This is a genomic window from Candidimonas sp. SYP-B2681 (assembly GCF_003971065.1).
Lineage (GTDB): Bacteria > Pseudomonadota > Gammaproteobacteria > Burkholderiales > Burkholderiaceae_B > Pollutimonas.
In genome coordinates this window covers 15,216-42,205 of sequence record NZ_RYDV01000002.1, presented here as the reverse complement: position 1 = coordinate 42,205, position 26,990 = coordinate 15,216, and the positions used below count along the sequence as shown (strand labels likewise).

35 protein-coding genes are annotated in these 26,990 nt (G+C 56.4%); 2 read left to right on the top strand and 33 right to left on the bottom strand.

Features of this window, described 5'->3' with window-relative positions:
- Positions 1-22 precede the first annotated feature (22 nt).
- From dsbD to EKL30_RS04680, 33 genes are all read right to left on the bottom strand, one after another.
- Entirely contained in the window at positions 23-1,963 is a 1,941-nt protein-coding gene (gene dsbD, locus EKL30_RS04840; protein ID WP_233582815.1) for a protein-disulfide reductase DsbD, read from the bottom strand.
- Between the two features lie 123 nt (positions 1,964-2,086).
- Positions 2,087-2,470 (bottom strand): divalent-cation tolerance protein CutA, encoded by a 384-nt coding sequence (gene cutA / locus EKL30_RS04835; protein ID WP_255414670.1) that lies wholly within the window; start codon positions 2,468-2,470, stop codon positions 2,087-2,089.
- Between the two features lie 136 nt (positions 2,471-2,606).
- A complete protein-coding gene (gene rplQ / locus EKL30_RS04830; RefSeq protein WP_126706083.1) occupies positions 2,607-2,990 on the bottom strand; it encodes a 50S ribosomal protein L17 in 384 nt (127 codons plus the stop codon).
- Between the two features lie 159 nt (positions 2,991-3,149).
- Positions 3,150-4,142: a DNA-directed RNA polymerase subunit alpha gene (gene rpoA / locus EKL30_RS04825; RefSeq protein ID WP_126706082.1), complete on the bottom strand. Its 993-nt coding sequence runs from the start codon at positions 4,140-4,142 to the stop codon at positions 3,150-3,152.
- Between the two features lie 184 nt (positions 4,143-4,326).
- Positions 4,327-4,950 (bottom strand): 30S ribosomal protein S4, encoded by a 624-nt coding sequence (gene rpsD / locus EKL30_RS04820; RefSeq protein WP_126706081.1) that lies wholly within the window; start codon positions 4,948-4,950, stop codon positions 4,327-4,329.
- A gap of 11 nt (positions 4,951-4,961) precedes the next feature.
- Positions 4,962-5,363 carry a 30S ribosomal protein S11 gene (gene rpsK, locus EKL30_RS04815; protein WP_013743934.1) on the bottom strand — a complete coding sequence of 134 codons (402 nt, stop codon included), beginning with the start codon at positions 5,361-5,363 and terminating at the stop codon, positions 4,962-4,964.
- A 14-nt stretch (positions 5,364-5,377) separates the two neighbouring features.
- Complete coding sequence (gene rpsM, locus EKL30_RS04810; protein WP_073104496.1) at positions 5,378-5,743, bottom strand: 30S ribosomal protein S13; 366 nt, start codon at positions 5,741-5,743, stop codon at positions 5,378-5,380.
- Between the two features lie 35 nt (positions 5,744-5,778).
- Complete coding sequence (gene rpmJ / locus EKL30_RS04805) at positions 5,779-5,892, bottom strand: 50S ribosomal protein L36 (RefSeq protein WP_073104498.1); 114 nt, start codon at positions 5,890-5,892, stop codon at positions 5,779-5,781.
- Positions 5,893-5,923: 31 nt separating this feature from the next.
- Positions 5,924-6,142 (bottom strand): translation initiation factor IF-1, encoded by a 219-nt coding sequence (infA, locus tag EKL30_RS04800; RefSeq protein ID WP_009523889.1) that lies wholly within the window; start codon positions 6,140-6,142, stop codon positions 5,924-5,926.
- 8 nt (positions 6,143-6,150) lie between these two features.
- Positions 6,151-7,476, bottom strand: a complete 1,326-nt coding sequence (secY, locus tag EKL30_RS04795) for a preprotein translocase subunit SecY (RefSeq protein ID WP_126706080.1) — start codon at positions 7,474-7,476, stop codon at positions 6,151-6,153.
- Between the two features lie 9 nt (positions 7,477-7,485).
- Positions 7,486-7,926, bottom strand: coding sequence for a 50S ribosomal protein L15 (gene rplO / locus EKL30_RS04790; RefSeq protein ID WP_126706079.1), 441 nt, complete (start codon positions 7,924-7,926; stop codon positions 7,486-7,488).
- Positions 7,927-7,937: 11 nt separating this feature from the next.
- Complete coding sequence (rpmD, locus tag EKL30_RS04785) at positions 7,938-8,123, bottom strand: 50S ribosomal protein L30 (protein WP_126706078.1); 186 nt, start codon at positions 8,121-8,123, stop codon at positions 7,938-7,940.
- A gap of 3 nt (positions 8,124-8,126) precedes the next feature.
- On the bottom strand, positions 8,127-8,648 hold the full coding sequence (gene rpsE / locus EKL30_RS04780; protein ID WP_126706077.1) for a 30S ribosomal protein S5: 522 nt from the start codon (positions 8,646-8,648) through the stop codon (positions 8,127-8,129).
- A 15-nt stretch (positions 8,649-8,663) separates the two neighbouring features.
- Positions 8,664-9,029, bottom strand: a complete 366-nt coding sequence (gene rplR, locus EKL30_RS04775; protein WP_126706076.1) for a 50S ribosomal protein L18 — start codon at positions 9,027-9,029, stop codon at positions 8,664-8,666.
- A gap of 21 nt (positions 9,030-9,050) precedes the next feature.
- Positions 9,051-9,584, bottom strand: a complete 534-nt coding sequence (gene rplF, locus EKL30_RS04770; protein ID WP_126706075.1) for a 50S ribosomal protein L6 — start codon at positions 9,582-9,584, stop codon at positions 9,051-9,053.
- Between the two features lie 10 nt (positions 9,585-9,594).
- Positions 9,595-9,990, bottom strand: coding sequence for a 30S ribosomal protein S8 (gene rpsH, locus EKL30_RS04765; RefSeq protein ID WP_126706074.1), 396 nt, complete (start codon positions 9,988-9,990; stop codon positions 9,595-9,597).
- Between the two features lie 11 nt (positions 9,991-10,001).
- Positions 10,002-10,307 carry a 30S ribosomal protein S14 gene (rpsN, locus tag EKL30_RS04760; RefSeq protein ID WP_126706073.1) on the bottom strand — a complete coding sequence of 102 codons (306 nt, stop codon included), beginning with the start codon at positions 10,305-10,307 and terminating at the stop codon, positions 10,002-10,004.
- Positions 10,308-10,318: 11 nt separating this feature from the next.
- A complete protein-coding gene (gene rplE / locus EKL30_RS04755; RefSeq protein WP_126706072.1) occupies positions 10,319-10,858 on the bottom strand; it encodes a 50S ribosomal protein L5 in 540 nt (179 codons plus the stop codon).
- Between the two features lie 12 nt (positions 10,859-10,870).
- The gene (gene rplX / locus EKL30_RS04750) at positions 10,871-11,191 is read right to left on the bottom strand and encodes a 50S ribosomal protein L24 (RefSeq protein WP_126706071.1); all 321 of its coding nucleotides are present in this window, start codon (positions 11,189-11,191) and stop codon (positions 10,871-10,873) included.
- 10 nt (positions 11,192-11,201) lie between these two features.
- The gene (gene rplN / locus EKL30_RS04745) at positions 11,202-11,570 is read right to left on the bottom strand and encodes a 50S ribosomal protein L14 (RefSeq protein WP_073104517.1); all 369 of its coding nucleotides are present in this window, start codon (positions 11,568-11,570) and stop codon (positions 11,202-11,204) included.
- Positions 11,571-11,999: 429 nt separating this feature from the next.
- Complete coding sequence (locus tag EKL30_RS04740; protein ID WP_126706070.1) at positions 12,000-13,826, bottom strand: TadE/TadG family type IV pilus assembly protein; 1,827 nt, start codon at positions 13,824-13,826, stop codon at positions 12,000-12,002.
- Positions 13,819-14,424: a TadE family protein gene (locus tag EKL30_RS04735; protein WP_126706069.1), complete on the bottom strand. Its 606-nt coding sequence runs from the start codon at positions 14,422-14,424 to the stop codon at positions 13,819-13,821. The genes EKL30_RS04740 and EKL30_RS04735 overlap by 8 nt, the downstream gene beginning before the upstream one ends.
- Before the next feature lie 2 nt (positions 14,425-14,426).
- A complete protein-coding gene (locus EKL30_RS04730; RefSeq protein WP_126706068.1) occupies positions 14,427-14,954 on the bottom strand; it encodes a TadE/TadG family type IV pilus assembly protein in 528 nt (175 codons plus the stop codon).
- 4 nt (positions 14,955-14,958) lie between these two features.
- On the bottom strand, positions 14,959-15,735 hold the full coding sequence (locus EKL30_RS04725; protein WP_126706067.1) for a tetratricopeptide repeat protein: 777 nt from the start codon (positions 15,733-15,735) through the stop codon (positions 14,959-14,961).
- Between the two features lie 9 nt (positions 15,736-15,744).
- Entirely contained in the window at positions 15,745-16,692 is a 948-nt protein-coding gene (locus tag EKL30_RS04720; protein ID WP_126706066.1) for a type II secretion system F family protein, read from the bottom strand.
- A 1-nt stretch (position 16,693) separates the two neighbouring features.
- Positions 16,694-17,674, bottom strand: a complete 981-nt coding sequence (locus EKL30_RS04715; protein ID WP_126706065.1) for a type II secretion system F family protein — start codon at positions 17,672-17,674, stop codon at positions 16,694-16,696.
- Positions 17,671-19,134: a CpaF family protein gene (locus EKL30_RS04710; protein WP_233582813.1), complete on the bottom strand. Its 1,464-nt coding sequence runs from the start codon at positions 19,132-19,134 to the stop codon at positions 17,671-17,673. Before EKL30_RS04710 ends, EKL30_RS04715 begins: the two co-directional genes overlap by 4 nt.
- A complete protein-coding gene (locus EKL30_RS04705) occupies positions 19,134-20,351 on the bottom strand; it encodes a P-loop NTPase (protein ID WP_126706063.1) in 1,218 nt (405 codons plus the stop codon). Before EKL30_RS04705 ends, EKL30_RS04710 begins: the two co-directional genes overlap by 1 nt.
- Positions 20,352-20,360: 9 nt before the next feature.
- Positions 20,361-20,765, bottom strand: coding sequence for a CpaD family pilus assembly lipoprotein (locus tag EKL30_RS04700; RefSeq protein WP_233582811.1), 405 nt, complete (start codon positions 20,763-20,765; stop codon positions 20,361-20,363).
- Positions 20,766-20,772: 7 nt separating this feature from the next.
- Complete coding sequence (locus EKL30_RS04695; protein WP_126706062.1) at positions 20,773-22,203, bottom strand: type II and III secretion system protein family protein; 1,431 nt, start codon at positions 22,201-22,203, stop codon at positions 20,773-20,775.
- A 2-nt stretch (positions 22,204-22,205) separates the two neighbouring features.
- The gene (gene cpaB, locus EKL30_RS04690; protein WP_126706061.1) at positions 22,206-23,198 is read right to left on the bottom strand and encodes a Flp pilus assembly protein CpaB; all 993 of its coding nucleotides are present in this window, start codon (positions 23,196-23,198) and stop codon (positions 22,206-22,208) included.
- A 43-nt stretch (positions 23,199-23,241) separates the two neighbouring features.
- Complete coding sequence (locus EKL30_RS04685) at positions 23,242-23,745, bottom strand: prepilin peptidase (RefSeq protein ID WP_158618395.1); 504 nt, start codon at positions 23,743-23,745, stop codon at positions 23,242-23,244.
- Positions 23,746-23,819: 74 nt separating this feature from the next.
- Entirely contained in the window at positions 23,820-24,056 is a 237-nt protein-coding gene (locus tag EKL30_RS04680; RefSeq protein ID WP_233582809.1) for a Flp family type IVb pilin, read from the bottom strand.
- A 554-nt stretch (positions 24,057-24,610) separates the two neighbouring features.
- On the opposite strand from EKL30_RS04680, the gene EKL30_RS04675 reads away from it, so the two are divergent.
- Both EKL30_RS04675 and EKL30_RS04670 read left to right on the top strand, forming a co-directional pair.
- Positions 24,611-26,038 carry an NAD-dependent succinate-semialdehyde dehydrogenase gene (locus EKL30_RS04675; RefSeq protein WP_126706519.1) on the top strand — a complete coding sequence of 476 codons (1,428 nt, stop codon included), beginning with the start codon at positions 24,611-24,613 and terminating at the stop codon, positions 26,036-26,038.
- A 171-nt stretch (positions 26,039-26,209) separates the two neighbouring features.
- A complete protein-coding gene (locus tag EKL30_RS04670) occupies positions 26,210-26,911 on the top strand; it encodes a hypothetical protein (protein WP_126706059.1) in 702 nt (233 codons plus the stop codon).
- Positions 26,912-26,990: the final 79 nt, after the last annotated feature.

The following is a 26,990-nucleotide window of genomic DNA, read 5'->3' as shown; positions in this document are numbered from 1 at the left end:
TAGTCCGACTATCGAATGATCGCTACGATGCCGCTAAGACTCGGTCCAGCACCGCCCCGAAATCACGAGCGTTCTTGAACCCTATTACCCTGGCGTCATCAGCCAGCTGTTTACCTTCGGCATCAAAGAAGATAATTCCTGGCGGTCCGAACAGTTGGAAGCGCTTAAGCAAAGCGCGGTCGTCAGCGTTGTTCCTGGTGACGTCGGCCTGAACTAACAGCAGCCCTGACATCTGTCTTGCCACGTCGGGATCACTGAACGTGAACCTCTCCATCTCGATACATGACACACACCAGTCAGCGTAAAAATCCAGCATGACGGGCCGGTCGGCGTTGGCGAGCAGTTCATCCAGCTCGGCAACCGAAGACACCTGCGTAAACTGTTGTTTAACCGCGGCTTGACTCAATGCCGGCCCCGAACCGCCACCCGCCACCACGGCGGGTGCAGTCAGTGGCGCCAAGGGACGGAATAAATCCCGGCCACCGGCAGACACGCCCACCACCACGATCACCGCCAGAAGCGCCATAAAAAGGCCCAGCGACTTATTGAACAAGCGCCCCGTACCTGCGCCAGATGGCATGGCATCGAATGCCCCCAGCATCACGGCGCTCCACAAAGCCAGGAAAGCCCAGCCCAGCATCATCACCCATGCGGGCAGGATGGAATTCATCATCCACCACGCTGTCGCTAACAGCAGGATCCCAAACAGGCGCTTGACGCCGTTCATCCATGCTCCCGTCTTTGGCAGGAAGGCCCCTGACGATGCGCCCACCGCCAAGAGCAACAGCCCCTCGCCCCACGCCATCGCGAAAAGCGCCGTGCCACCGAGCACCAAGTCGCCGGTCTGTGAAATGAACAGAAGCACACCGGCCAATGGTGCGGCGACACAGGGCCCGACAATCAGGGCGGAGAGCATACCCATGGCAAAGACACCGCCGTATCGTCCGCCGGGTATCCGCGACAAACGTGCATTGAGCGCAGTTTGCATACCGACGGGTGCCTGAAGCGTGAAGACATCAAACATTGCCAGCGCCAGCACGCCAAGCAACACGGCAAATATGGTCAGCACCCACGGCGTCTGCAGCCATACCGCCAGGCTGGCCCCGATGAGGCCGGCGGCTACGCCCAACGCGGTATACACCAGAGACATGCCCAGAACGAAAACGGCAGCCAACGACAAACCTCGCCACCGCGAGATTTCGCCCCTCTTGCCCGCGTCGCCCGCCACGATGGCAAGCAGGATCGGCACCATCGGCAGCACGCAAGGAGTAAAGGACAACAGCAAGCCAAGCAACAGGCACAAGCCTATGACTTCCATCCATCCGGCCGCAGCCAGATAAGCGGCAAAGCCCGTATCGTTCAGCTTCAATGCGCCCGCAATCCCCGCTGCGTTGTCGGCAGCGCGATTGGAACTGACCTGACCGGCTGTCAGAGCCGCCTGCGATACCGCGGCGGGCACGCTGTCTACAACCCCTGCACCTGTCGCCTGATAACCACCCTCGACCGGCGCGAGGGTGATATGGGTGGTCATGGGCGGGTAGCACAGGCCGGCATCGGCACATCCCTGACTCGTAATCCCCATAATCAAGGCTTGGCCTGCGCTCGCGGTCAGAGGTACACGCACCGTGACCTGTTCGTAGTAGACCTCGAGGTCTTTTTCGAACGTCGGATCGTATTTGACCAGGCCGTCAGGAAACACCGGCTTACCCAGAACGCTGGGCGTGGAGTCGGGGTCGACCGTAAATTCGAAACGCTCGCGATACATGTAGTATTTGGGCGCAATCTTGAAGTGCACATCAAGCGCCGTCGGCGTTACCGTAGCCGCAGAGAAAACAAATGCTTTTTCTGGATCGAGGAACTCCTCCTCGGCCCGGGCCGCGCTGGCAGGCAGCAATGACATTGCGAGCATCACCAACGCGCATAACGCCCACAGCAAGCGCAGCGTGCGGAAATCGGGAGTCATTCGCACTGTTGCGCCGATGGGGGGGCAACTGTTCTTCGGTGTTTGCGTTGCCCTGTTTTCCAGCGCCCTATACAACATTGAAACTTCCTCTTGCTTGAGCGCTTTGCGCCTTATGTGTTCATATCAGGGGCGTTGCTGCAGCGTTTGACTACGTACCCAATCCAGATAGCTTGTTGAACCGCCTGAAACAGGCAACACAAGCACTTCCGGAACCTCGTAAGGGTGTAGCTGCAATAACCGCGCAACGAGCGCTGGCGCTCTTTCAGACGTGGTTTTCATGGTTAACGGGATCTCTTCCGTACCTTCGAGCGTGCCTTCCCACATATACATGGACAATCCTGCCGTGCCAAGGTTCACACAGGCGGCCAAATGCTCTTCGACCAGCACATGAGCAATGCGCTTGGCTAGCAACATGTCGGGCGCATTGCTAAGGATAACAACAACGTCGTTGGCGGGTACGAGTGCACTGCGCTGACCAGTGGCTTCGGTATGAGGCGCGCTGCTGATCGGGCTTGGGCTGGCTGGGGTGTCGTATGACGTGTCGGAGTTCACGGCGGGTCCTGAAGGTCATGGGGAACGACCTATTCTACCCATAAAAAACGGGCTCGAAAGCCCGGTTTTTAGTACTGCAGAGTAGCGGCGCTTATTCGGCGGCGGCTTCTTCGACTTCAGGACGGTCAACCAGTTCCATGAAAGCCATAGGAGCGTTATCGCCCTGGCGGAAACCCATTTTCAGGACACGAGTGTAACCACCGTTACGCTCTTTGTAGCGTGGGCCGATTTCGGCGAAAAGCTTGACGACGGCATCGCGGTCACGCAGACGGGCAAACGCCAGGCGCTTGTTAGCCAATGTAGGCTCTTTACCCAATGTGATGAGCGGCTCGACGACGCGACGCAGTTCCTTGGCTTTAGGCAAGGTGGTCTTGATGGCTTCGTGAGTAAGCAACGAAACAGCCATGTTGCGGAACATAGCTAAACGGTGACTGCTGGTGCGATTTAATTTACGCAATCCACTACGGTGACGCATGATAATTTCCTATGAATCTAATTAACGGACAATACCGTTGGTTAACCGGCTCTTCTATCAGCAATGCTGCGGGCCGGGTGCGGGCAGGACTTTAACACATTTGTGCCCGAGTCCTTGTAACAGTACCGGACCCGCCCAAAAGCGGATCCGGTGTACTACTTAGGGGCGCTCAAGGCCAACTGGCGGCCAGTTTTCAAGCTTCATACCCAAGGTCAAACCACGTGCGGCAAGAACTTCCTTGATTTCATTCAAGGATTTGCGGCCCAGATTAGGGGTCTTGAGCAATTCGTTTTCGGTGCGCTGAATCAGGTCGCCGATGTAATAGATATTTTCGGCTTTCAGGCAGTTGGCGGAACGAACCGTCAGTTCCAGATCGTCGACCGGACGCAACAATACGGGGTCGATTTGCGGTGGATTGGCACGAGACTGGAGATTGTCGGCGTAATCGCCAGCACCTTCCAGAGCGGCAAAGACCGAAATCTGATCCATAAGGATGCGAGCCGACTGGCGCACCGCTTCTTCTGGCGAAACGACGCCATTCGTCTGGATATCGAGAACCAGCTTGTCCAGATCGGTACGCTGTTCGACACGTGCGCTTTCGACCGAATAGCTGACACGGCGTACAGGACTGTACGAAGCGTCAAGCACAATGCGGCCGATCGTGTGCGTGCGATCGTCAACCAAAGCACGGACGTTACCTGGCACATAGCCTCGGCCTTGCTCAACCTTGATTTGCATTTCAAGTTTGCCGGCTTCGGTCAGCGTTGCAATAACGTGATCGGGATTGATGATTTCGACGTCGTGAGGAAGTTCGATGTCGCTTGCCAGAACGACGCCCTGACCTTGTTTGCGCAATACCAGCGTAACTTCTTCGCGGTTATGCAACTTGAAGACCACGCCCTTCAAATTCAGCAAGATATCGACGACGTCTTCGCGCACGCCGGCAATCGTGGAATATTCGTGAACAACACCTGTCATTTGGACTTCGGTGGGTGCATAACCTGCCATGGATGACAGCAGAATGCGACGCAGCGCGTTACCCAATGTGTGGCCGTAGCCGCGCTCGAATGGTTCCATCACGACTCGGGCGTGATTCTTCCCAACTGGCACGACTTCGATAGAACGTGGTTTTAAAAAACCTTGTGACGACATGAGAGTTCCTTTTCAATACCCTCGGCTCGTTACACCGATAAGGCTGATGGAGTGGCCGGAAAATTCCGGCACATAGGATGTCAGGTCGCACCCGGACCGGATGCGACCGACATCGCAAAGCCCACTAACCAGTAAACTGGATAAGTGGGCCGATGCAATCTTACCGCTTTGCTGCTTGCGTCAATTAGCGCGAGTACAACTCGACAACCATTGATTCGTTCACGTCGCGTGCAACATCAGCGCGATCCGGAACCTGTTTAAAGGTACCAGTCAGCTTGTTGGTGTCGACGTCAACCCATTGCGGCAGGCCTTGACCTGTAGCAAGATCGAGCGACTCACGAATACGCAGTTGGGCTTTCGCCTTTTCACGAATCGAGATAACGTCGCCGGCCTTGACCAACATCGAAGCGATGTCGGCAGTGTGACCGTTGAGTTCGATAGAACGATGGTTAACCAACTGACGTGCTTCAGCACGCGTAGAGCCAAAGCCCATACGATATACGACGTTGTCCAGACGCGATTCCAGCAATTGAATCAGGGTCTCGCCAGTGTTGCCACGACGACGCTCAGCTTCAAAAAAATACTTGCGGAACTGCTTTTCCAGAACACCGTACATGCGTTTGAGCTTTTGCTTTTCGCGCAACTGCAAACCGTAGTCGGACGTACGAGCGCCCGAAGTACGGCCATGCTGACCAGGCTTGGACTCGATTTTGCATTTCGAGTCGAGCGAGCGGCGCGAGCTCTTTAAAAATAGATCAGTACCCTCGCGACGCGAGAGTTTGCATTTAGGTCCAATATAACGTGCCAAGATGCTTCCCCTTAGATGCGACGACGCTTGGGCGGACGGCAGCCGTTATGAGGCACCGGCGTGATGTCTGAAATGCTGGAAATTTTAATTCCCAGGGCATTCAGAGCACGCACCGATGATTCACGGCCAGGACCGGGGCCCTTGATGCGAACTTCAAGTGTTTTGATACCATATTCCAACGCGACGCGCCCAGCCGATTCGGCTGCAACCTGCGCAGCGAACGGTGTGGATTTGCGCGAGCCTTTAAAGCCCGCACCACCGGATGTCGCCCAGGACAAGGCATTGCCTTGACGGTCGGTAATGGTGATGATCGTGTTGTTGAAGGACGCATGGACGTGCGCGATGCCGTCCGATACGCTCTTCTTGATTTTCTTGCGTACGCGCGATGCGCCGCTGTTGGAAGCTTTCGCCATCTTCTATTCCTCGATTATTTCTTCAGGGAAGCAGCAGCGCGACGCGGCCCTTTACGGGTGCGAGCGTTGGTACGGGTACGCTGACCACGCACAGGCAGACCACGCTTGTGGCGCATGCCCCGATAAGTTCCCAGATCGATCAGACGTTTGATCGACAATTGTACTTCGCGACGCAAATCACCTTCGACCGTGAACACGCCGACGTGTTCGCGGATACGTTCAAGTTCAGCGTCAGTCAGATCTTTCACTTTCTTGGAGAGCTCGATACCCGATGCTTCGCAAATTTTGCGAGCACGTGTACGACCAATACCAAAAATCGCGGTGAGTCCGATTTCGGCGTGTTGATGCGGCGGAATGTTGATGCCAGCAATACGGGCCATGACTGTTCCTTGTTAATTCCGTTGCGTGTTGGCCATTAGCCTTGACGCTGCTTATGACGTGGTTCGGTGCAAATTACGCGCACCACGCCGTGACGTTTAATGATCTTGCAGTTGCGGCAGATCCGCTTTACCGATGCCATTACTTTCATGGTTGACTCCTAGTTTCCTGTAACCGGCCGCTTATTTAGAGCGGAAGACAATTCTGGCACGCGACAGATCATAGGGCGTGAGCTCCACTGTGACCTTGTCACCCGGCAGAATCCGGATGTAATGCATACGCATCTTGCCTGAGATGTGGCCCAAAACTACGTGGCCATTTTCGAGCTTGACGCGAAAAGTTGCGTTGGGAAGGTTCTCGAGAACCTCACCTTGCATTTGAATGACGTCGTCTTTTGCCATTTCTTTTTTTACCGCATTGGCAGTCCCGCACCCTTGAAGTTGGCCTTCTTGAGCAGCGAGTCGTACTGGTGAGACATCATGTAGGCCTGAGCCTGTGCCATGAAATCCATCGTCACCACCACAATAATTAACAGAGAAGTGCCACCAAAATAGAATGGTACGTTCCAACGCATTTGCATAAATTCGGGCAACAAACACACCAGGGTGATGTAAATTGCACCGGCCAGAGTCAAACGCATCAATATCTTGTCGATATAGCGTGACGTTTGTTCACCTGGGCGAATACCTGGAACGAAAGCACCACTTTTCTTCAAATTATCTGCGGTCTCGCGACTATTAAATACCAATGCCGTGTAAAAGAAGCAGAAGAAAATGATCAAGGCCGAAAACAACGTAACGTAGAGCGGCTGATGCGGCGCCAATGCTGCCGCCAGATCGCCCAACCAACGCATGTTCGGATTACTGGAGAACCAGCTGGTTACTGTAGCGGGCAACAGAATGATCGACGAAGCGAAGATCGGGGGAATTACCCCTGACATGTTCAGCTTCAGTGGCAAATGCGAGCTTTGACCACCGTAGATCTTGTTGCCAACCTGGCGTTTTGCGTAATTCACCGTAATGCGGCGCTGGCCGCGTTCGACGAACACTACAAAGTACGTAACAGCGACAACCAGTACCAGAATGAACAGAGCCGACAGTATCGACATAGCGTCGGTACGCACCAGATCCAGCATTCCTGCCAGTGCACTAGGCAAGCCCGCGACAATACCGGCAAAAATCAGTATCGAAATACCATTGCCCATACCGCGCTCGGTAATTTGCTCGCCTAACCACATAACGAACATCGTGCCGGTAACCAGCGTGACTACCGTTGTGAAACGGAACATCATGCCTACGTCGATGACCAGCCCTGGCTGCGATTCAAGCGCGACCGAGATACCGACAGCCTGGATCAGGGCCAGAAACACCGTGCCGTAGCGCGTGTACTGGGTGATCTTGCGTCGGCCCGATTCGCCTTCTTTCTTGATCGCTTCAAGAGTAGGCACCACGACTGCCATCAGTTGCATGATGATAGACGCGGAGATGTAGGGCATGATCCCCAGTGCAAACACGGAAAACCGCGAAAGTGCGCCGCCCGAAAACATGTTGAACAAGCCCAGGATACCGCCCTGGTTTTGTTGAAACAGATCGGCCAGCGCATCCGGATTGATTCCGGGCACCGGGATGTGCGTTCCCAACCGATAGACCACCAGGGCGAGTACCAAGAACACGATGCGACGTTTTAAATCGCCGTACCGCGAACCCGATTTACTCTGTGCCTGAGCTTTAGCCACCGTTACCCCTTAAGCCAGCGAGCCGCCAGCAGCTTCGATTGCGGCTCGAGCGCCAGCCGTTGCAGTGATCCCTTTAAGGATGACCTTGCGCGACAGCTCGCCCGATTTGATAACCTTGGCGTAGCGCACAGCCTGGCCAACGACACCAGCTTGCTTGAGCACTTGCACATCGATTTCGTCGACGGGCAGGGCTTCGAGGTCGGACAGGCGGACTTCGGCGGACAGGTGCTGATTCATGGCAGTAAAGCCACGTTTCGGCAGACGACGTTGCAAAGGCATTTGACCGCCTTCAAAGCCGACTTTATGGAAACCGCCGGTACGCGATTTTTGACCCTTGTGACCGCGACCGCAAGTTTTACCCAGGCCCGAGCCAATACCGCGACCGACACGGCGTCTGGCATGCTTGCTGCCTTCAGCCGGTTTCAGCGTATTAAGTTGTGTTTCTGACATCCCGATTCCTTTCAGACTTCCGAGACGGTAACGAGGTAATCCACTGTACGGATCATCCCACGCACCTCGGGCGTATCGACCAATACGCGGCTGCTATTGGTGCGACCAAGCCCCAGACCACGCACGGTTGCGCGGTGAGACTTATTGGTGCCAATAACAGAGCGTACGAGAGTGACTTTAATTTGCTTCTGTGCCATGACTTACCCCAGAATATCTTCGACCGACTTGCCGCGCTTGGCAGCAACTTCGGAAGGAGTCGAGCAGGCACGCAAGCCATTAAGCGTTGCGCGGACCATGTTGTACGGGTTGCTGGAGCCGAGGCTTTTTGCAACGACGTTACGCACGCCCATCACTTCGAAAATAGCGCGCATCGGGCCGCCGGCGATAACGCCCGTACCTTCAGCTGCTGGCGAAATGAGAACGGTGGAGGCGCCATGCTTGCCGACGACAGTGTGGTACAAGGTGCCGTTTTTAAGGGCGACCTTGAGCAAACCGCGGCGTGCCTGTTCCATTGCTTTTTGAACAGCGACGGGCACTTCGCGGGCTTTACCTTTGCCCATTCCGATGCGGCCATCGCCATCACCTACCACGGTCAACGCAGCAAAGCTCATGGTACGACCACCCTTGACCACTTTGCTGACGCGATTGACCGCGATCATTTTTTCGCGCAAGCCGTCTTCGCTCTCTTTCTCGGCGGCGTGCTTGCCTTGTGCTTTAGCCATTTGATAATTCCTTGCTTAGAATTTCAAGCCGGCTTCACGCGCGGCGTCGGCCAACGCTTTCACGCGGCCATGATAACGAAAGCCCGAACGATCAAAGGCAACCAGCTCTATACCAGCGGCTTTTGCTTTTTCGGCTACACGCTTACCGACCAGGCCAGCAGCGGCAATATTGCCACCGTTGGCACTTTGGCTGGCCAGCTCTTTGCGCACTTCCGGCTCGAGCGTCGAAGCGCTGACGAGTACACGATCGCCTTCCGGCGATATGATGTTTGCGTAAATGTGCAGGTTCGAGCGGAAAATCGAGAGACGATGTACTCGTAGCTCGCTGATTTTCCGACGGGTCGCCACTGCACGACGCAAACGGGAGATTCTCTTGTCCATAATTCGTCCTTGCCTGCGCGCTTATTTCTTCTTGGTTTCTTTGATGATGACGCGTTCATCAGCGTAACGCACGCCCTTGCCCTTGTAGGGTTCGGGTTCACGATAAGCGCGGATTTCCGCTGCCACCTGACCAACCACTTGCTTATTAGCACCCTTGATGATGATCTCGGTCTGAGTTGGGCACTCGACTTTGATACCTTCGGGCATGCTGTGCAGGATGTCGTGGGAGTAACCAAGTTGTAACTTAAGCGCGTCACCCTGGATCTGGGCACGGAAACCCACGCCTACCAGGTTGAGTTTACGCTGGAAGCCTGTGCTGACACCAGTAACCATATTGGCAACCAATGCGCGCATCGTGCCCGACATGGCGTTAGCCTCGCGGGAATCGTTCGCAACAGCGAAGGTCAACTGGCCATTTTCTTGAGCAATAACTACATTGTCGTTCAAGGCTTGTGTCAGGGATCCCAGAGGACCTTTGACAACAATCTGGCCGGCGCTGATAGTGGCTTCTACGCCTTGGGGTACTGGGACCGGGTATTTTGCAATGCGTGACATGTGATTCTCCTTATGCCACGTAGCAAAGTACTTCGCCGCCTACGCCATTGGCGCGAGCTTTGCGATCGGTCATGACACCGCGCGGCGTCGACACAATTGCCACACCCAGACCATTCATAACTTGAGGAATGGTCTTGCTGCTTTTGTAAATACGCAGCCCAGGACGGGACACTCGGTCAATACGCTCGATGACCGGACGGCCAGCGTAATACTTAAGTGTGATTTCCAGGACAGGCTTGGCCTTGTCGTCGGAAATTTTGAAACTGTCGATGTAGCCTTCATCTTTCAGCACGGCAGCAATAGCTACCTTCAGCTTCGAGGAGGGCATGCTAACCGACGTTTTATTGACTTGTTGTGCGTTACGCACACGGGTCAACATGTCGGCGATGGGATCGCTCATGCTCATGTGTATTTCTCCTACCAGCTGGCTTTGGTCATGCCCGGCACTTCGCCACGCAGCGACATTTCGCGCAGCTTGTGACGAGTTAAACCGAACTTGCTGTAAACGCCACGCGAACGACCCGTGACAACGCAACGATTGCGCTGGCGAGTTGGGTTCGAATTGCGCGGCAGTTGTTGCAGTTGCAAACGGGCTTGATAGCGTTCTTCGTCAGTCTTGGACTGATCGTCGATGATCGCTTTCAGTGCAGCACGTTTAGGTGCAAATTTTTCTGCCAGCTTGGCGCGTTTGATATCGCGATTGATGAGTGAAAGTTTTGCCACGTCATCGCCCCTTAATTGCGAAACGGGAAGCTGAAGGCGTTAAGCAATGCCTTGGCTTCGTCGTCGGTCTTGGCTGTAGTAGTGATGCTGATGTTCATCCCACGTACGGCGTCGATCTTGTCGTATTCGATTTCAGGGAAAATCAGCTGCTCTTTTACCCCGATGTTGTAGTTGCCACGTCCATCGAACGCACGACCCGAGATACCACGGAAGTCGCGAACGCGCGGCAGAGCCACGGCGACCAGGCGGTCCAGGAATTCGTACATACGGCGGCCACGCAATGTGACCATGCAACCAATAGGGTAATCTTCACGGATCTTGAAGCCCGCGATAGCCTTTTTAGTCTTGGTGACAACCGGTTTCTGGCCTGAGATCTTGGTCAGGTCAGAGACAGCGTGCTCAATGACCTTCTTGTCGGACACAGCTTCGGACACACCCATGTTCAAGGTGATCTTCGTGATGCGTGGGACTTCCATTATGCTCTTGTAGCCAAATTTGGCTTGCAGGTCGGCCGCGACCTTGCTGCGGTAAAACTCTTGTAAACGAGCCATGTTCTTCGCCCCTTAAGCCTTGGCGCCAACGACTGCGCCGCTGGAACGGAATACACGGACCTTGCTGCCATCGACTTCCTGAATCCCTACGCGATCGGCCTTGCCGGTTTCGGGATTGAAAAGTGCCACATTCGAAATGTGGATGGGCATGGTCTTGTCGATAATGCCACCTTGCGTACCGGCCATAGGATTGGCCTTCACGTGTTTTTTGACGACATTAATGCCTTCGACCAATACATGGTCGGCGTCAACACGTTGAAGCACGGTGCCACGACGTTTTTTGTCGCGACCAGTCAACACAATGACTTCGTCGCCTTTACGGATTTTTTCCATGGTTTGCTCCTTACAGCACTTCTGGAGCCAACGACACGATCTTCATGAACTTTTCTGTACGCAATTCGCGCGTGACAGGTCCGAAGATACGGGTACCGATAGGTTCCAGTTTAGCGTTGAGCAACACGGCAGCGTTGCCACCGAACTTGATCAGCGAGCCGTCTTTACGACGAACGCCCTTAGCGGTACGAACCACTACAGCGTTGTAAATCTCGCCTTTTTTGACGCGCCCGCGTGGGGCCGCATCTTTGACACTAACTTTAATAATGTCACCGATAGCGGCATAACGGCGCTTTGAGCCGCCTAACACCTTAATGCACATGATTCTGCGTGCACCAGTGTTATCGGCCACGTCCAGCGTGGTCTGCATTTGGATCATGATTTTTCCTGTTCCAACTTAGCCGCTCCGCCCTACTAACAATTAGTAGCGCTGCACAACCAGTTTTGGTCCCGTCAGTTTTGGCCGCCCCAACATACATATATTTGAAAACACATGTACATGAAACCACCAAAGCCTGGGTTGAAATCTTGCTAAAAATTCGCTTTGATGCTTCTTGTTGCCTGGGGGCCAAATGAAATATAGTGGATATATACACTTAACCCAGTAGGCAAGTCATACATATTAGCCTTATCAGCGATATAACGCAAGTACTTTTAGCAAGGCAATTATAGCCAAGTGGTGGGAATGCCACTCGTCGCCCGGACACACCACGTTGCCATTCGAGGTCAACCGAAACGTTGTCATCGTGCGCCGCCATGCCTGCGTTCTTCGATCTCGTCACGAAAACTCCGCGGCAAGGCGCTTACCCTATTCCACCAGCCGCAGTTCCGCGCTGGTCGTGCGCGCCTGCTGAATCCGATTGCGCAATTCTTCCAGCTCAGCAACGGAATACACCTTGGTAGAACTGGAGCAATTTGCCAGGGCCTGATGGCCAGAGCGGTTTACGTCTACAACGTAAATATCAATATTTTGGGCCTTGATCGCATTGCACACGCGGGATGTGTATGCGTCCATGGTGGGCCAGCCGGCGACGTTGGGTTTTACCATGGTGTCTGAAAACGGATCGGCCATCAGCAGCGATGTGCTCGGCCGTTGCCAGTCGTCAGCCTGCTGTTTCTTTTTGACAGGCAAGAACGGGGTTTGTTGGTGTACGCGTTTGGATCGCGTACTGCAATCCTTACCGCTACTCGCACACTGCTTCACGTAATAGTCGAACATGAATGCGAAGTTGTTGTTGGTCTCGGCCCACTGCTCCATATTGTGCGGATTGCCAGATGGATCGACGTTCACTTTTTCCCAGCTTGCATTGTCCCCGCCTGCAAACAGCACAATCACCTTTTTTCTTGGACTGTCCCCGGCGGGCAGCGCGTCGGCGTTCCAGCCTGTGCCTCCGCGCCAGTTCGGGTCTAGCATACGCCACGACCATAACAAGCCAGCCGGTAACAAGGTGTCGCCGCGCGGAGCTTCAGCGGCGATGTTAGCCAGCGCATTCTGTAGGGCCAGATAGTCATTCTGCAAGAAATGGCTGCGATTGCCTCCTAGACAATTTTCGGGTTCGAAAGCGCCATGCACCAGGAAGTGCGCGTCGCCATCTGTCTTGCCTTTGCTGCGGCCGCCGAATTCCGCCCATAGGCGACGATCCAACGGCTTGCCGGCCTGGTTACCGCTGGCGAAAAGAGGAAGTGACTTCGCATAGCTGGAGTCGTCGGCGACCTCTTCCTTCTCGTCCCTCTTCAGACCGTTCAGCCGCAAGCCTTTCCACTCGGGACCATTGTCCTTTTCATTGATCCGGGTGGTCACGCGAACGAAGACGGGCTGGAAAATAGCCTGGGGTGTCAAGGCGCTGACCGAAGCGCTGGGTGGCTCCCAGGGCCGAGGCTCGGCAATACAGCCTCGCCAAACGGTATCGGTGTACTGGCGATTGCTGTGAGTCAATTTATCGTCTCCGTTCCAGACCTGCTGCCACCGGGACACCCACGGCTTTCCGTCGGGGCCGACATTCACCGTATCAGAAAAGGGCACCAGCCCCAGATAAACACCCGGTACGGCCTCGCTGCCGTTCACCAGCAGTAGTTCAGCCAGCTCGGCTGCGGAGCCGGTCAAGGAAGGCCCGCCAAGGCGTTTCGGCAGCCCTTTATCCAGAGCCAAAACCACTTCAAGATCAGTGATGCCGCCCAAGCTGACGACGCTGCGCGTTTGCAGGCCAAAAGCCGACACCTTCAGGAAACCCGTGCTAAGCAAGGGAAGCCGGCCCTGTACGTTCAGGGTCAAGCTGCTGCCATTATTGGAGGACGTCAGCGACAAGGTGTTGGCGCTGACCTCGCTGCCCAGGTAAGCTTCGGGAAAATTCGCTTGAAAGTACGCACGCGCTTCTGCCAGAAGATCGGCATCGGGGCCTGTAAGAGACGCCAGGCGGCCAGCGGCCAGGGCGGCGTTGTCGAGCGACGTTTGCAGGCGCGCCTTGACCGAGGTGTAGCGCGCCAGGTCGATGGCGCCCAGTGCCACGCCGAAAATGAGGCCTGCGCTAACAAGGAACAGGGGCGCTACCGCTCCCTTCTGATCATGCAGGAGGCGATGGAGCAACGCTTTTATTGGCATCTTTGGATGGAGAAACCTACGAAGTATGTCAGTCATCGGCGGGCTCCAAACTGCTTAGGTCGCCATACCGCGGTCGCGCCACGGCCCGGCTGTACAGCGTAAGGTCGCCGCCCAAGGTTTTCCAGAACCCTGAACTAAGCGCGAAGGGTTCATGCCGGTACATGGCTTCCACGAGAATGACCGTATCGCCCGCCCGTGGTGGCGGCAGGCTATCCGCACTGCCGAGGCGGGCGGGCCCGATCGACGTATTGCCATAGTCCACGGGCCATCCGTCGCCCGCTTCCCAGCGCACGGCCGAAGTATGCTGGTCCTGGCCCCCAACGAGCACCGTGATGGTGAGGCGGCCATCCTTGGAAAAACGTAAGGGCTGATAGAGGTCGGCGGCGATGGTTTCGTATACACATATCGCATTCGATGCCGCGCAATCCGGTTCGCTGAAGATCTCCCGTTGCATGGAAAGGCTGTGGGCCACGCTGCTGGCGGCTCTGTCGACTTGGGACTGGGCCCGGAAGTGCAGGTATAAATCGATCGTACCTAGTAGAAAAAAGATGAACAGAGGCAAGATAATCGCCGCCTCGAGGGCGGCCGACCCACGCGAGGACCTTAGCAACGAATCATTAGTTCTGGATTCCATGACTACGGTTCGTTCTGCAGGATGATGCTACGTTCAAAGCGCATAATGTCAATATTGAGCCAGTTCAGAATGCCAGAGAAACCGGTACTCGAGAATCCCAGGCGGTAAACCATCAAGGCGTTTCTTCCTCCAGTACTGCACTGTGGCTGGTAGTCCGGATCGTCGACCGGAAGCTTCGTGTACTTGCCTGGTTCGTAGACACGGACATCAACGAAGAGGTCCTGTTCATCGAAAACCCAACTGCTCATGCCGGCCGACAGCAGCGACTTGATGCTGCGGGTGCAGTCTGCACTGTCCAGCCGGTTCATTTGACCCTGCCTCGCGATGTCGTTGGCTGCACGTCCCAGTGTGGCGTCGGCCATCATCATGATGCCCATTTCAATCGCGAAGAACAGCACCAGTATGGCGGCAGGTGCCACAAGGGCGAACTCCAGGGCGGTCACGCCGCGCTGCGCTAGACGGCGACTTCTGGCCCGCGCGATCGGGCCCGGGCGCTCGCGCGGGCAAAAAAACCGCTGTAAGCGCGCCATGCGTTTAATCCTTCGTATCCATCCGCCGACGCACTTCCTGATAGAACTTCAGGTTGTCCTGCACGGTCTCTTGTGGAAGGTCGCCCAGTAGTATGCTTTCGGCCGCATCGGCGCGGCCCATCAAACCGTAGGCCAGCGCCAGGTTCTGGCGTCCCTGAGGAATGGATGCAGGCACACCCATGACATCGAGCAGCACATTGACGGCTTCGCGCGCTTTTCCACTGAGCGACAGAGAAAGGCCAAGGTTGCTACGCAGGGCAGGATCGTCGGGGTGCATGGCAAGGCCCTCCCTGTATGTGGCCTGTGCCTGCGGATGATTGCCCGAAAGATCATGGGCGACGCCTAGCCCCGCCAGCACCAGGGGGTCGTCTGGCCATTGTTTCCGCATGGCCTGGTAGCGTGCGATGGCCTCTGGCAGGCGCCTCTGCCGGATGTCCATGCGGGCTAGGCCCAGATGCGCATCGAGCTGAAGGGGGTCGATGTCGATCGCTGCCTGATAAGCCTGGCGCGCTTGCGAAATATCGCCCGAAAGATAGCGGGCAGTGGCGAGTCCCATCCAGCCGTCCACCACTTGGGGATGGGTGGCGGTAATGCGTTGATACAAGGAGAGGGCCACATCCAGGTCGCCACTGGCCAGGGCGCTGCCGGCAATCCGCAGATCTCCTGCCTGTAGCGCCACGTTATCGACGGCGCTGCCCAGAGGCTGCACCTTCACTGTTCGCATGGGCGAACAGGCGGCAACTAACAGGCAACAGGTCAGCACAACAATAAATCGGATCATAAGCTGTCCTTATTTCGACAAGGAGCCGAAGGAATTGATGAGGCCAAGAACGGCGGGTCCGGCCACGATAAGGAGGACGGTGGGCAAGATGAAAAGCATCATGGGCAGCGTCATTTTGGTGGAAAGCTTCGCGGCGGCTTCTTCGGTACGCATACGGCGAGCCGTGCGCTCGCTGGTCGACAAGATACGCAGGGCCTCGCTGATCGACGTACCGTATTGACGCGACTGGCTGAGCGTGGACGCCAGGCTGCGCACCGAGTCCAGCGCGATGCGCTCGGCCATTTCGTACAACACTGCAGACGCATCACCGCTCATTTGCAACTGTGCTGCCGTCAGGGTGAATTCATCACTCAGTTCGGGAGCAAGAAATTCCAACTCGTGGGCCACACGTTGGATGATGGCGTTCAGGCCCAGCCCCGAATTGGCGCAAACCACCATCAGGTCCAGTGCGTCGGGAAAGCTATTGGCGATGGCAAGTTGTCGTCGTCGCACCAGTTTGTCCAGGGCTATGCGGGGCAGCAGCAGACCCAGGTATAGCCCGAGTATGGCACTTGCCATTTTCAGCATGGTTCCGCCCGCCTCGAGCTTCGGCCACAGTAAAAAGACAGTCAGCAAACTCAGAATTAGACCGGTGGCAATGGCGATCCCCATGAGCACCGGCAGTGCGCCGGCTTGGCGATAACCGGCCGATACCAGCTTGCCCCGCATTTCGCGGCGTTGCGAACCGTTGAAGATCGGCAAACGGCGCCCCAGCGCCGAAAGCAGCTGCACGCTGTGCTCGCGCAATGTGGTGGCGTCCCGTGAAGAGATATCCGCAGTGGGGCCCTGAACCACTGTCTGCAGACGCTTGCGTATGCGAGTCCGCACACCCAGCCGGGTATGGGTGTATACACCCAGAGCCACCAGCCCCAGCATCAAGATTGCGACGTTCAACCAATCTGTCCAACTCAGTGTCATATCAAGATTTCAGTTTAGAGAGGCGGTTGACCAAAACGAGCCCGATGCTCATCATCAGGGCCGCACAGGCCAGAATGACATTGCCGTCTTTCGTTTGAAAAAGCACACTGATGTAGTCAGGGCTAAGAAACCACATCAGCCCGAGCATGACCATCGGGATCGCGGCCAACACTTTGGACATAATGCGCGCTTCGGCCGTGAGCGCCCGTGCCTTGAGCCGCAAATCGCGCCTTTCACGTATGACACCAGCCAAGTTGGTTAGCGTCGCGCTGAGCGATCCCCCCGTTTCTCGCTGCAGCAGCAAGCAGACGCAAAGAAAGGAAAAGTCGGCCACACGAATGCGCATCTCGGCTTCATCGAGTACTGACGCCAAATCGTTTCCCAGTTGGAGATTCTGCCCGATGCGCCGAAATTCCGGGCCGGCAGGCCAATCGAAGATATCGCCGATATTGCGTATGGCTAGCGCCACCGGCACCCCCGCCTGGCTGGCGCGCGTAATGGCGTCAAGAATATCGGGCATCTGCGTCAGAAAGGCGTTGCGGAACCGTTCGACCAGCGTCTGGTAAGCCAAATACGCGGCAGTCACGGGAATGGCGATCGCCAGCGGAGCTTCCAACCACCACGGAAACGGCAACAGCAGCCAATTCACCATCAGCGTAATCACGAGCAGCAACGGCATTGCCAAGGCGATGGTGTAGACGCTTCGACGCCCCCCCAGCGCTTCCATGCGGGCCAGGTAAATTCCAAGAAATCCCATCGAAGCGCGTAGGCGACGCCGGCGGGCCTCGCGCAGGGCTCGCGCTGTCTCCGCGATGGATTTCGTATCGGTTTCCGATGTTGATCCTGAAGACAGCTGGCGCAGCCTTTCCCGAACGTTTTCTTTATGGGACTTGCGCAGGAAGCGTTGGGCGCCCATGATCAGGCCACCGCCAAACACCACGATGAAGAACACCAGCAGCGCGACGCGGTTGGCTTCGCTCATCCCTTCATTACCTCCAGCAATTGCGCTTCCAGTCCGTAATAGCGAACGCGTTCGCTAAACGCCGGACGCAGGCCCGCGGAATCGTAAGAGCCCTGGACCTCGCCGCCCAGCGTGGACGCCTCGAAATTGAAGCGAAACAGGTCCTGGGTAACGATTACGTCGCCCTCCATGCCCATAAGTTCGCTGATGCTGGTCACGCGGCGTACACCATCGCGCATGCGCTCGATCTGTACAACCATATGTACCGCACTGGCGACTTGTCGACGGATCGCATACAGAGGCAGATTGCCGTTGGCCATCATTACCATGCTTTCCAGACGAACCAGGGCATCTCGCGGGGTGTTGGCGTGCAGCGTTGTCATGGAGCCATCGTGGCCGGTATTCATCGCCTGGAGGACATCAAAGGCTTCCGCGCCACGGGTTTCCCCAAGAATGATCCGATCGGGCCGCATGCGCAGCGCGTTGCGAATCAGGTCGCCCTGTGTCACGGCATTTGCGCCCTCGATATTGGCGGGTCGCGTTTCAAGACGCACGACATGCGGCTGTTGCAACTGCAATTCTGCAGCATCTTCGATGGTGACAATGCGTTCCGTGGGATCAATGAAGTGCGAGATGGCGTTGAGCAACGTGGTCTTCCCCGAACCCGTGCCCCCTGAAATAACAATATTCAGCCGGCACGCCGCGGCGATCTGCAATACCTTGGACATGGCGGGCGACATGCTTCCGCAACCCGCCAGGCGCTGCAGCGTCAGGTTGCTGCGCGAAAATTTGCGAATGGAAATGGAAACTCCATCGAGTGCCAGGGGCGGCATTACGACATTGACCCGGCTGCCGTCGGCCAGCCGAGCATCCACCATCGGGCTGCTTTCGTCCACCCGACGCCCCACCGCCGCGGCAATGCGTTGCGCCACATTCACCAAGTGCGCGTGATCGCGAAATTTCAGTTCGGTTAAGGTCAGCTTGCCATTGCGCTCTACATATACTTTATCAGGACCATTCACCATGATGTCGTTTACGGAGTCATCGCGCAGCAAGGGCTCGATCGGGCCAATACCGAACATGTCGTTCAGTATCTCGTCGGTCATCTGCGCTTGTTCGTGCTGCGTGATGGGCAGACGATCGCGGAGTGCCAACTCTGCGATCAGGTTCTCGATCTCTTCTCTAACGTTATCGCGTGACATGGCCAGCGCAGCCGACACGTTAAGACTAGCGAAAACGAACTGCCGCGCCGTGGCGTAGTGCTCAGACCGCACAATCGTACGGGTGGCATCAACCCCGCGAAAGGCCGCGCTCCGCGGCTCAGCCGGGAGTCGCGAGTCGCTTTCCTTATCGGCTGCGGCACGTTGTGCGAGCCTCGAAGAAATCGACTTTGTGGGAAGCTGCACTGGCCGGGCGGCGCGGGATGCTGCCGGATCCTGCTCTTTATCCATCTTGGATACGGGTGGTTTGCGCCCGAACATCAGGCAACCTTTCCGAAGAGTCGACGCCACCATCCGGGGCTGGCTTCGTCTAGCTCGGTTTCGCCGGTAAGAGTGCGAGCCAGCTTACTGACGGACTTTGCCATCAGGCTGTCCTTGTCGAGCTGTTGGCCCAGGTCTTCTGCCATGCCGGGAAATATGCCATCGTAGGGAATGGCCAGGGTGACAGGTTGCGAAATCGCCTTTGCGAATTCCTGTGTGTCGACCTGGGTCCGGACCGGTGGCCGGGAGGCATTAAGAATCACATGCATCACCGGAGCATCAAGATTATTTCTGATGTGGGTCATGAGGGAGGTAAGAATGCGGCCCGAGTGAACGGAGTGGTCGGACACCAGGCAGTTAACGTGCGCATTCATATACACTTCATTGGCGATCATACCGCCTGCTTGGGCCAAGTCGATGACCAAGTAGTGAAAGTGCTGGGCCAGCACGCGTAGAAGGCTTGTTACGGCACCTGGCGCAGGCTGGTACTCCTGCTCATAGCCGTTATTGAAGCCCAGCGTAAACAAACGACCGTCACGCGTGGTCAAAACCCTTTCCAGAAATTGCGCATCGAGGTTTTCAGCGCTATCCAGCGTTTCCGTCATGGCATGGTTGCTTTGCATGCCCATGAGCGTAGTGCCCGCGCCACCATGGAAGTCCATGTCAAGGAACACTACCTTGCGCAGGCCCCCGCCGGCGCAAAGTTCACGCGCGAGTTGGCCCGCCACCGAAGTCGTCCCGACGCCGCCCCGTGTGCCAGATACCGCAATGATCTTGCCGCTTCTGGATTGACGCACGCTAAAGCTGCCGCGCCCGTCCACCCAGCCGCGCAGCGCATCGACCGTGAGCGGCTTGTATCGGTAATCGCTGATACCCGCCTGTAGCAACAGGCGGTACAGAGTGACGTCGTTCTTTTCACCTACCGTGTAGACGGTTACCGATGGATCACAGGCGTCAGCCAGACGGCTTAGGGCGTCCAGGGGCTGGTCCAGCCCGGATATGTCCACAATGAGACGCTCAGGAGATTTTTCCACCTTCAGAAGATGCTCGATCAGGTCGTCGATAGACCCGACGCCCACGTGGGCATCGGTGACACCTAATTGGCGCAGCGCCTGAATAACTTGTTGCTGACTGACTTCGTCGACCATGAAGACAAGCAGACTCGCGGCGAGGTTGCTATCCTTGCTTTTCTTGCCTAAAACGTCCAGGACCCCCATGTGCGTTCCTTAGTCCTTTGCGCCCACATCGGTGGCCCGAGTGCCGCGCAGCGGGGTGACGGTGTTGTCGCGATGGCGCTTGACTGCAGCTCCCGCTGTGTCGGGTGACTGCCCCGCATAGCGGCCCGGATGGGTGAGATCTTGAGGCCTGGCGATTTGCTCGGCAAGATTTGTGTAGGTGGCACAGCCAAACGCAATGGCCTGGCGACGATCGCCGCTCTTATTCAGTTGCGATGGTTGCAGCAAAGGCTTGCAGTCGGGAGCAAGGGCACGAAAGCCGCTGTCGTCCTGGGTAACCTTAATAATTTCGGGTCCGGGTATGCCGGAAATGTCTTTGCGTGGGAACGTGCAGCCAGCTAGCGTCAGGACTAGCACGAGAGCCATCAACGGCAGGGGTAAAGCGTGAGTATTCATAGCAGGCTCAATAAACGAAACCGGCTGAGCCGGTCAGGCGGGGAAGCTTGCCGTCAAGAGGGTCAAGGCCGATCTTGTCGTGCAAAATGTATTCAATGTCGGTGTTGGGCCGCATGCTTTCAAGGGGCGAAGCCAATTGACTGCGGTCGCTGGGCTTTACCAGATAAGCGGTAACGATTACCACCAGCTCGGTTTTGTTATTTTGGTAGTCAGATGAAGAAAACAGCCGTCCCAGAACCGGGATTTTGCCCAGGCCCGGCACTTGCGACGAAATGTCGCGGATATTGTTCTGCAGAAGTCCGCCGATGGCAAAGCTTTGACCGCTGGCCATCTCGACCGTGGTTTCCACGCGCCGCACCGACAAGCCAGGTATCACCAGGCCGTCCAGCACAATACTGTTGTTGGGATCGATTTCGCTGATTTCCGGACGAACCTTCAGGCTGATGCGATCATTGGATAGCACCGTGGGGGTGAAATCCAGCGCAACCCCAAACGGTTTGAACTCCACCGTAAGGCCATTGTTATCGTCCTGTTTAACCGGAATGGGAAATTCACCCCCCGCCAGGAAACTGGCGGTTTCGCCCGACACCGCCGTCAGATTGGGCTCGGCCAATATGCTGATGAGGCCTTCCCGATCAAGCACATCGATCATGGCCTGAATAGAGCGACCATCGTTGGCGTAACCTCCAAGAAACGAGTAACCGCCATTGCCGGCCGACGTATAGGCGCTGGTGCCGCTGAAAGCCATACCCCCGCCGCCCTGTGCGTAGCGTCCTACCAGGTTCTGGAAGCTGCGGCCGCTGATGACGCCGGCAAAAAAGTTTCCTGGCGTGGTGATCGCCGACCAGTTAATGCCCAACTGCTGCGTGACGGCGCGCGATACTTCGGTGACCCGAACACGCAAATACACCTGGGTGGGACTGCTGATCGCCAGTCGGTTAATAAGGCCTTCTTCGGCGCCCAGATAGGACTGCACGGTGCGCGTGATGGCGTCGACCGTGGCGGCGTCGGGCACCATTCCACTAACCATGAGCGAGCCTGGGGCCGATTCAAGCCCGATACGCAGGCCGGGAAAGCGCTGGCGCAGCACCTGGGACAGTTCGGCGGTGTTGTGGCGGACAGTTAGCTTTTGTTGCAATAACGAAGCCCCAACGGCATCCAGCACATACAGTGTCGTCTGCCCTGCTTTCTTTCCCATGACCAGAACCGTGCCGTTTGATGGGACTTGCACATCGGCGATGGCAGGATCAGCCACGAATACTGTCGCTGCCTCGCCTCGGTGACGAAGCAGCTGCGCCTCGCCCACCGCCAACGCTTGCGCTGCGACAGGCAGCGGCGCGGCCAACCCAAGCACTAACACGGCTAGCAAAGCGCCAATGTGCTGGTTGAAATTCCGCTGGATGTAGTGCCACGCAACCGCCATAGTCTTCCTGTTCATAGTTAAGGGTTTGTCGCCGAATTTAGCGTCTGCGTGCTGCGCTCCGAGCCGCGGAAAATCGAGATTTCACGTTTTGGCCCGGCGGGCGCCGGTTGGGGCGACAAGACAGGCTGGGTGCCAGTGTTCGAAACCGGCGCTTGCCCATTTCGGGCGGCGGCGCCGGCAATGGCGCGGGACACATCGCTGGCCCACAAAGGGCCGTCGGAGTCCTGCTCACCTTCCCAGGTAACGCCTGCGTCTTCATGGGCGCCGTTACGTTCGGTGCGTGCGAAGCTGCGCAGGGCGAGGGTAATGGTACCCAAGCGAGCCGCAACGGCAATGGCTTCAGCGGCGCGGGGCTGGACTTCAAGAGTCACTGTGCGGGCGGCGTTGCGGCCCGTGTCTTTACGGGCGCTGCTTTCTTCCTGGTATTGCAAAAATTCTGAACCCACCGCAATGACGCGCGCTTTTTCGACCACGGTTTCGCTCACGACCGATCGCGCCTTGGCCTCGGATTCGGGAAAGCCAAAGCCCATATTGCCTCGGCCCCCGGTTTCCTGGACCAATATCATGTCGACGTAGTCACCGGGCTGGATAAGCCCCGCGTTACCCGATACGTTATCGACTGCCACCGAGACAGCACGCATGCCGGGCTTGAGCGCCGCTGAAAGAAAGCCCGGCGCATTGGGGCGAATGACATCGCGCTCGAGCACCGGTGCCCCCGGCTTCATGTCGCGCCGCAGCATTACGCCCGTGATGTCCCGAGCGGCGGTGCTGTCTTCAGTGATAGCGCCGGCCGGAACCCCAGATCGTGGCGCGGCCCGCCAGTCCAGGTCTTCATTGCGCAGCAGCAGTCCGGCCGGCAGCTGGCCGGCCGCAATACGAATCTGCACGACGGCGTTCGAATCCGCAGAAGGCTGACCGGCTTGTGACAGGCTGATATAGAGAGACCTGGCCGCCAGCGCCAGCACGAGCGCCCCAATAAAAAGCAAAATCAGTTTTAGCGGCCTGGACATAGCAAGGCGATTCCTTAACCAAATAACATAAACCTCGAGCGGCTTAATGCAGCCGCAACGTGGTCAGGACATAGACATAGAGCACATACATCCCGGCCAGCGCCAAGCCAACGCCATATGGGACACCGCGCTCGGCCGTCAACAGCCGCCACAAACGCCTGAATAGCGGGCGAGGCAAACGGCGCAGTCGCCACTGGGCGAACCAGGAAAGTATGCCGAGAAGGCCGCCCGCCATCGTAGCGATGAGGACAGCCTGCAAACCAAGCGGTGGTCCGGCCCACAGCATGAGCGCCGACCAGAGTTTGACATCGCCTCCCCCCATCCAGCGCAGCGCGAAGAACGCCGACGTGACAAGCAGCGCGGCCAGCGCCGCCAGCACATGCCAGCCTGTTTGCGTCCAGCCAAGACCAAGGGCCCATGCACAGAAAGGAAAGATCAATGCATAGGCGCCTACCCAGGGGTTGGGCAGGCGTCGGTGACGAAGGTCTTGGGATGCCAGCGCAAGCAACAGGGCAAGCGCGGCAGCCAGGATTAAGACGAGAGTCAAGCTTGCCAGCATCTTGCCTTCGCCGTTAAGCGGTAAAAGTTAGATAGAGGCCCGGCTTTCACCGCCGCTAGCGTCTAAGGGGTCGATTGGCGTCCGAGTGCCGCTCCAGCCTTTTCAAACAGAGCTGTGACGTCTACGCCCAGTGCCGTCACTCCGCCGACAATGACGACGATCAAAATCCCGGCAAGAATCGCATATTCCAATGCACTGACCCCACGATTATCCAAGGAAAGTACTTTCATAAATTTCAACATAATGATCCTTTGATAAGAAAAAAACGGCATTTTCGATAATGACAAGGCTGCTGCCATGTCGGGTCAAGCTGAGTTGGCATTCCAACGCAAGCGAAATCAAAATTGAAGGGCTTCGGGCCTAAGGGATGGTAGCTAGGAACTAGGTCAAACACCTGGCCGCAGCAGCCCAGATAGTAACATTTACTTATATGTCAAGGAGATTTTAGGAAGGAAACCGTCATAAGAGTTAGTGTTTTCCCTATATTCAACAAAAAAAGCGGGGATATGTCGCTTCCTTGCATCAAGACGCCGAAGGCAGAACCCTAATCGGCGTACGAAATTACCAATTGAAAATCCCTGTTACTGTGTCGAAATTTCATTTCCATTTCACCCCATAAATCTCGACAGGCCTACCACATAAGTGCAACAGATGTAAACGAACGAAACAGCCGAGATTACGGCCCAATGGGCTAAGCAAAACAGCCAGGCTGGACATTCTTGGAATGCGATCGCTGCGTTGTGCGAATACAACTTCGTTCAGTACCGTTAAGACATGCTATAAAGTCTTGAGACACATAGTGGCGACCCCTGCGAGCCACTCCCCTCCCCGACAAACGAGAACAATGCACGATATGTACGAGACACTTGCACTATATATAGATGGCGAATTTGTTAGCAGCGACGGTCGCAAAACAGAAGAAGTCACTAACCCCTCCACACTCGATGTGCTGGGTCATCTGCCGCATGCCACGACAAAGGATCTTGACCGCGCCTTAGCTGCTGCGGCCCGCGCCTTCGAAACCTGGCGCCATAGCTCTCCTATGCTGCGCTCCGAAATCTTGCGCAAAGTGGGCCAGCTTTCCCGGGACCGCGCCCAGGAAATCGGCCGCAACATGACGCTCGATCAAGGTAAGCCATTGGCGGAAGCCGTGGGCGAGATCATGACATGCTCCGAGCATGCCGACTGGCACGCAGAAGAGTGCCGCCGTATCTATGGCCGCGTCATCACTCCACGCAACCCTGAAGTCCGCCAAATGGTACTGCGCGAGCCCATAGGCGTCTGCGCAGCGTTTACTCCCTGGAATTTCCCTTACAACCAGGCCATACGGAAGGTTTGCGCCGCTATCGGTTCGGGCTGCACCATTATTCTGAAAGGCCCTGAAGATTCGCCTAGCGCCGTCATGGCCATTGCTCGGCTGTTCCACGATGCCGGCTTGCCGCCCGGAGTTCTGAATATCGTTTGGGGCGTGCCCAGCGAAATATCCGACTACCTCATCCGCTCGCCCATCGTACGCAAAGTTTCCTTCACGGGCTCGGTGCCGGTTGGAAAACATATTGCTTCGCTGGCCGGCGCTCACATGAAGCGTGTCACGATGGAACTAGGCGGGCATTCGCCTGTCATCGTCTTCGAAGATGCCGATATCGATCGCGCCGCCAAGCAGCTGGCACGTTTCAAGTTGCGTAACGCCGGTCAGGTATGCGTTTCGCCTACTCGCTTTTATGTTCACGAAAAGGCCTACGACCAATTCCTGGAAACCTTCATCAGCACGATTCAGTCAGTCAAAGTGGGCGATGGCATGGATCCTGAAACGCAAATGGGCCCTCTGGCGCACGCCAGGCGTGTCCCCGCGATGACGAAATTCGTCGAGAATGCGCTTGAATTGGGCGGCAAAGTACTGTTGGGCGGCGAACCGCTGGATCGCACAGGCCACTTTTTCTCGCCTACGGTTGTCACCGACTTGCCGGAGCATTCGATGCTCATGACCGAAGAACCTTTCGGCCCAATCGCTCCGATTACGCGGTTTTCCGATACCGACGACGTCATCAAACGTGCGAATTCGCTACCCTTTGGCCTGTCGTCATATGTGTTCACCAATTCCCTGCAGACGGCGACCAAGGCAGCCAACAACATCGAAGCCGGCATGGTCAACATCAACCACTTCGGCAGCGCCTTGCCGGAAACTCCCTTTGGCGGTCTTAAAGACAGCGGCATAGGAAGCGAAGGCGGTTCGGAAACGTTTGAAGGCTATCTGACCACCAAGTTCGTCACGCATATCTAGGCCTCTACTGGTCTGTAAAGGCCCACATTACGCCCTTCGCGGCCTAATGTGGGGCGAACGCATAAGCTCGAATGTGGGTGCAAACCCATTGCCATTTAGGCCGATTGAATTGTTTTCAATCGGTCTACACTGCGTGTGTTCGTCTCCTTCCTTTTTCTACAGACCGCTCCCATGTTCACTATTTCAAAATCAATTTGCGCGGCCGCGCTGTTCGCCTTGCTGTGCGCGCCTGCCCTGTCACAAACCTCTCTCGAGCAGGACGCCGGCCATAGCGTCTACGCCAAAGCGGGCCTTCTGGGTGCTGGCGTAGGCTACGCATACGGCTTGAACAAATCGTTCACTCTGCGTGGCGACGTCACGACGGTAGGCAGCATCAACCGTGACTTTAGCGCAGGGGCCGTCGACTACTCCGGCAAACTGAAGAATGACAATGTCAGCATCTTTCTTGACTGGTTTCCCGCCAACAATGGATTCCGCCTTACGGGCGGGCTGACGTGGCGAAACACTGAACTTACGGGGAATGCCAATAGCATTAACGTAGCGGGAAGCTCGTTAACGCTGGGTAATCAGGACACCTATACGGTCAAGGCGAAATATCGCCCGCTGACACCGTACATCGGTATCGGATATGGCCTTAATGTTACGCAGCAAAAAGCCAACACCTGGGGATTTATCGCCGACCTGGGCATCTACTATGCGAGCAAACCCAAGACCTCGTACAACGTTTCAGGGCCAACCTACAACATGGCTCGCCAGATCAATGCCGCCGCGACAGACCGCGCAGTCAATGAACAATTTGATGAGTTCCGCGACAAGGTCGAAAAATACAAATTCATCCCGGCCGTGTATGTCGGGGTTTCGTATTACTTTTAGTCCACGGCGCTGATCCGGCGCAGGCGCAGTGTAAATACTAGCTTTCGTCTTTTCCCCATCGGACATACATTCCAAACAA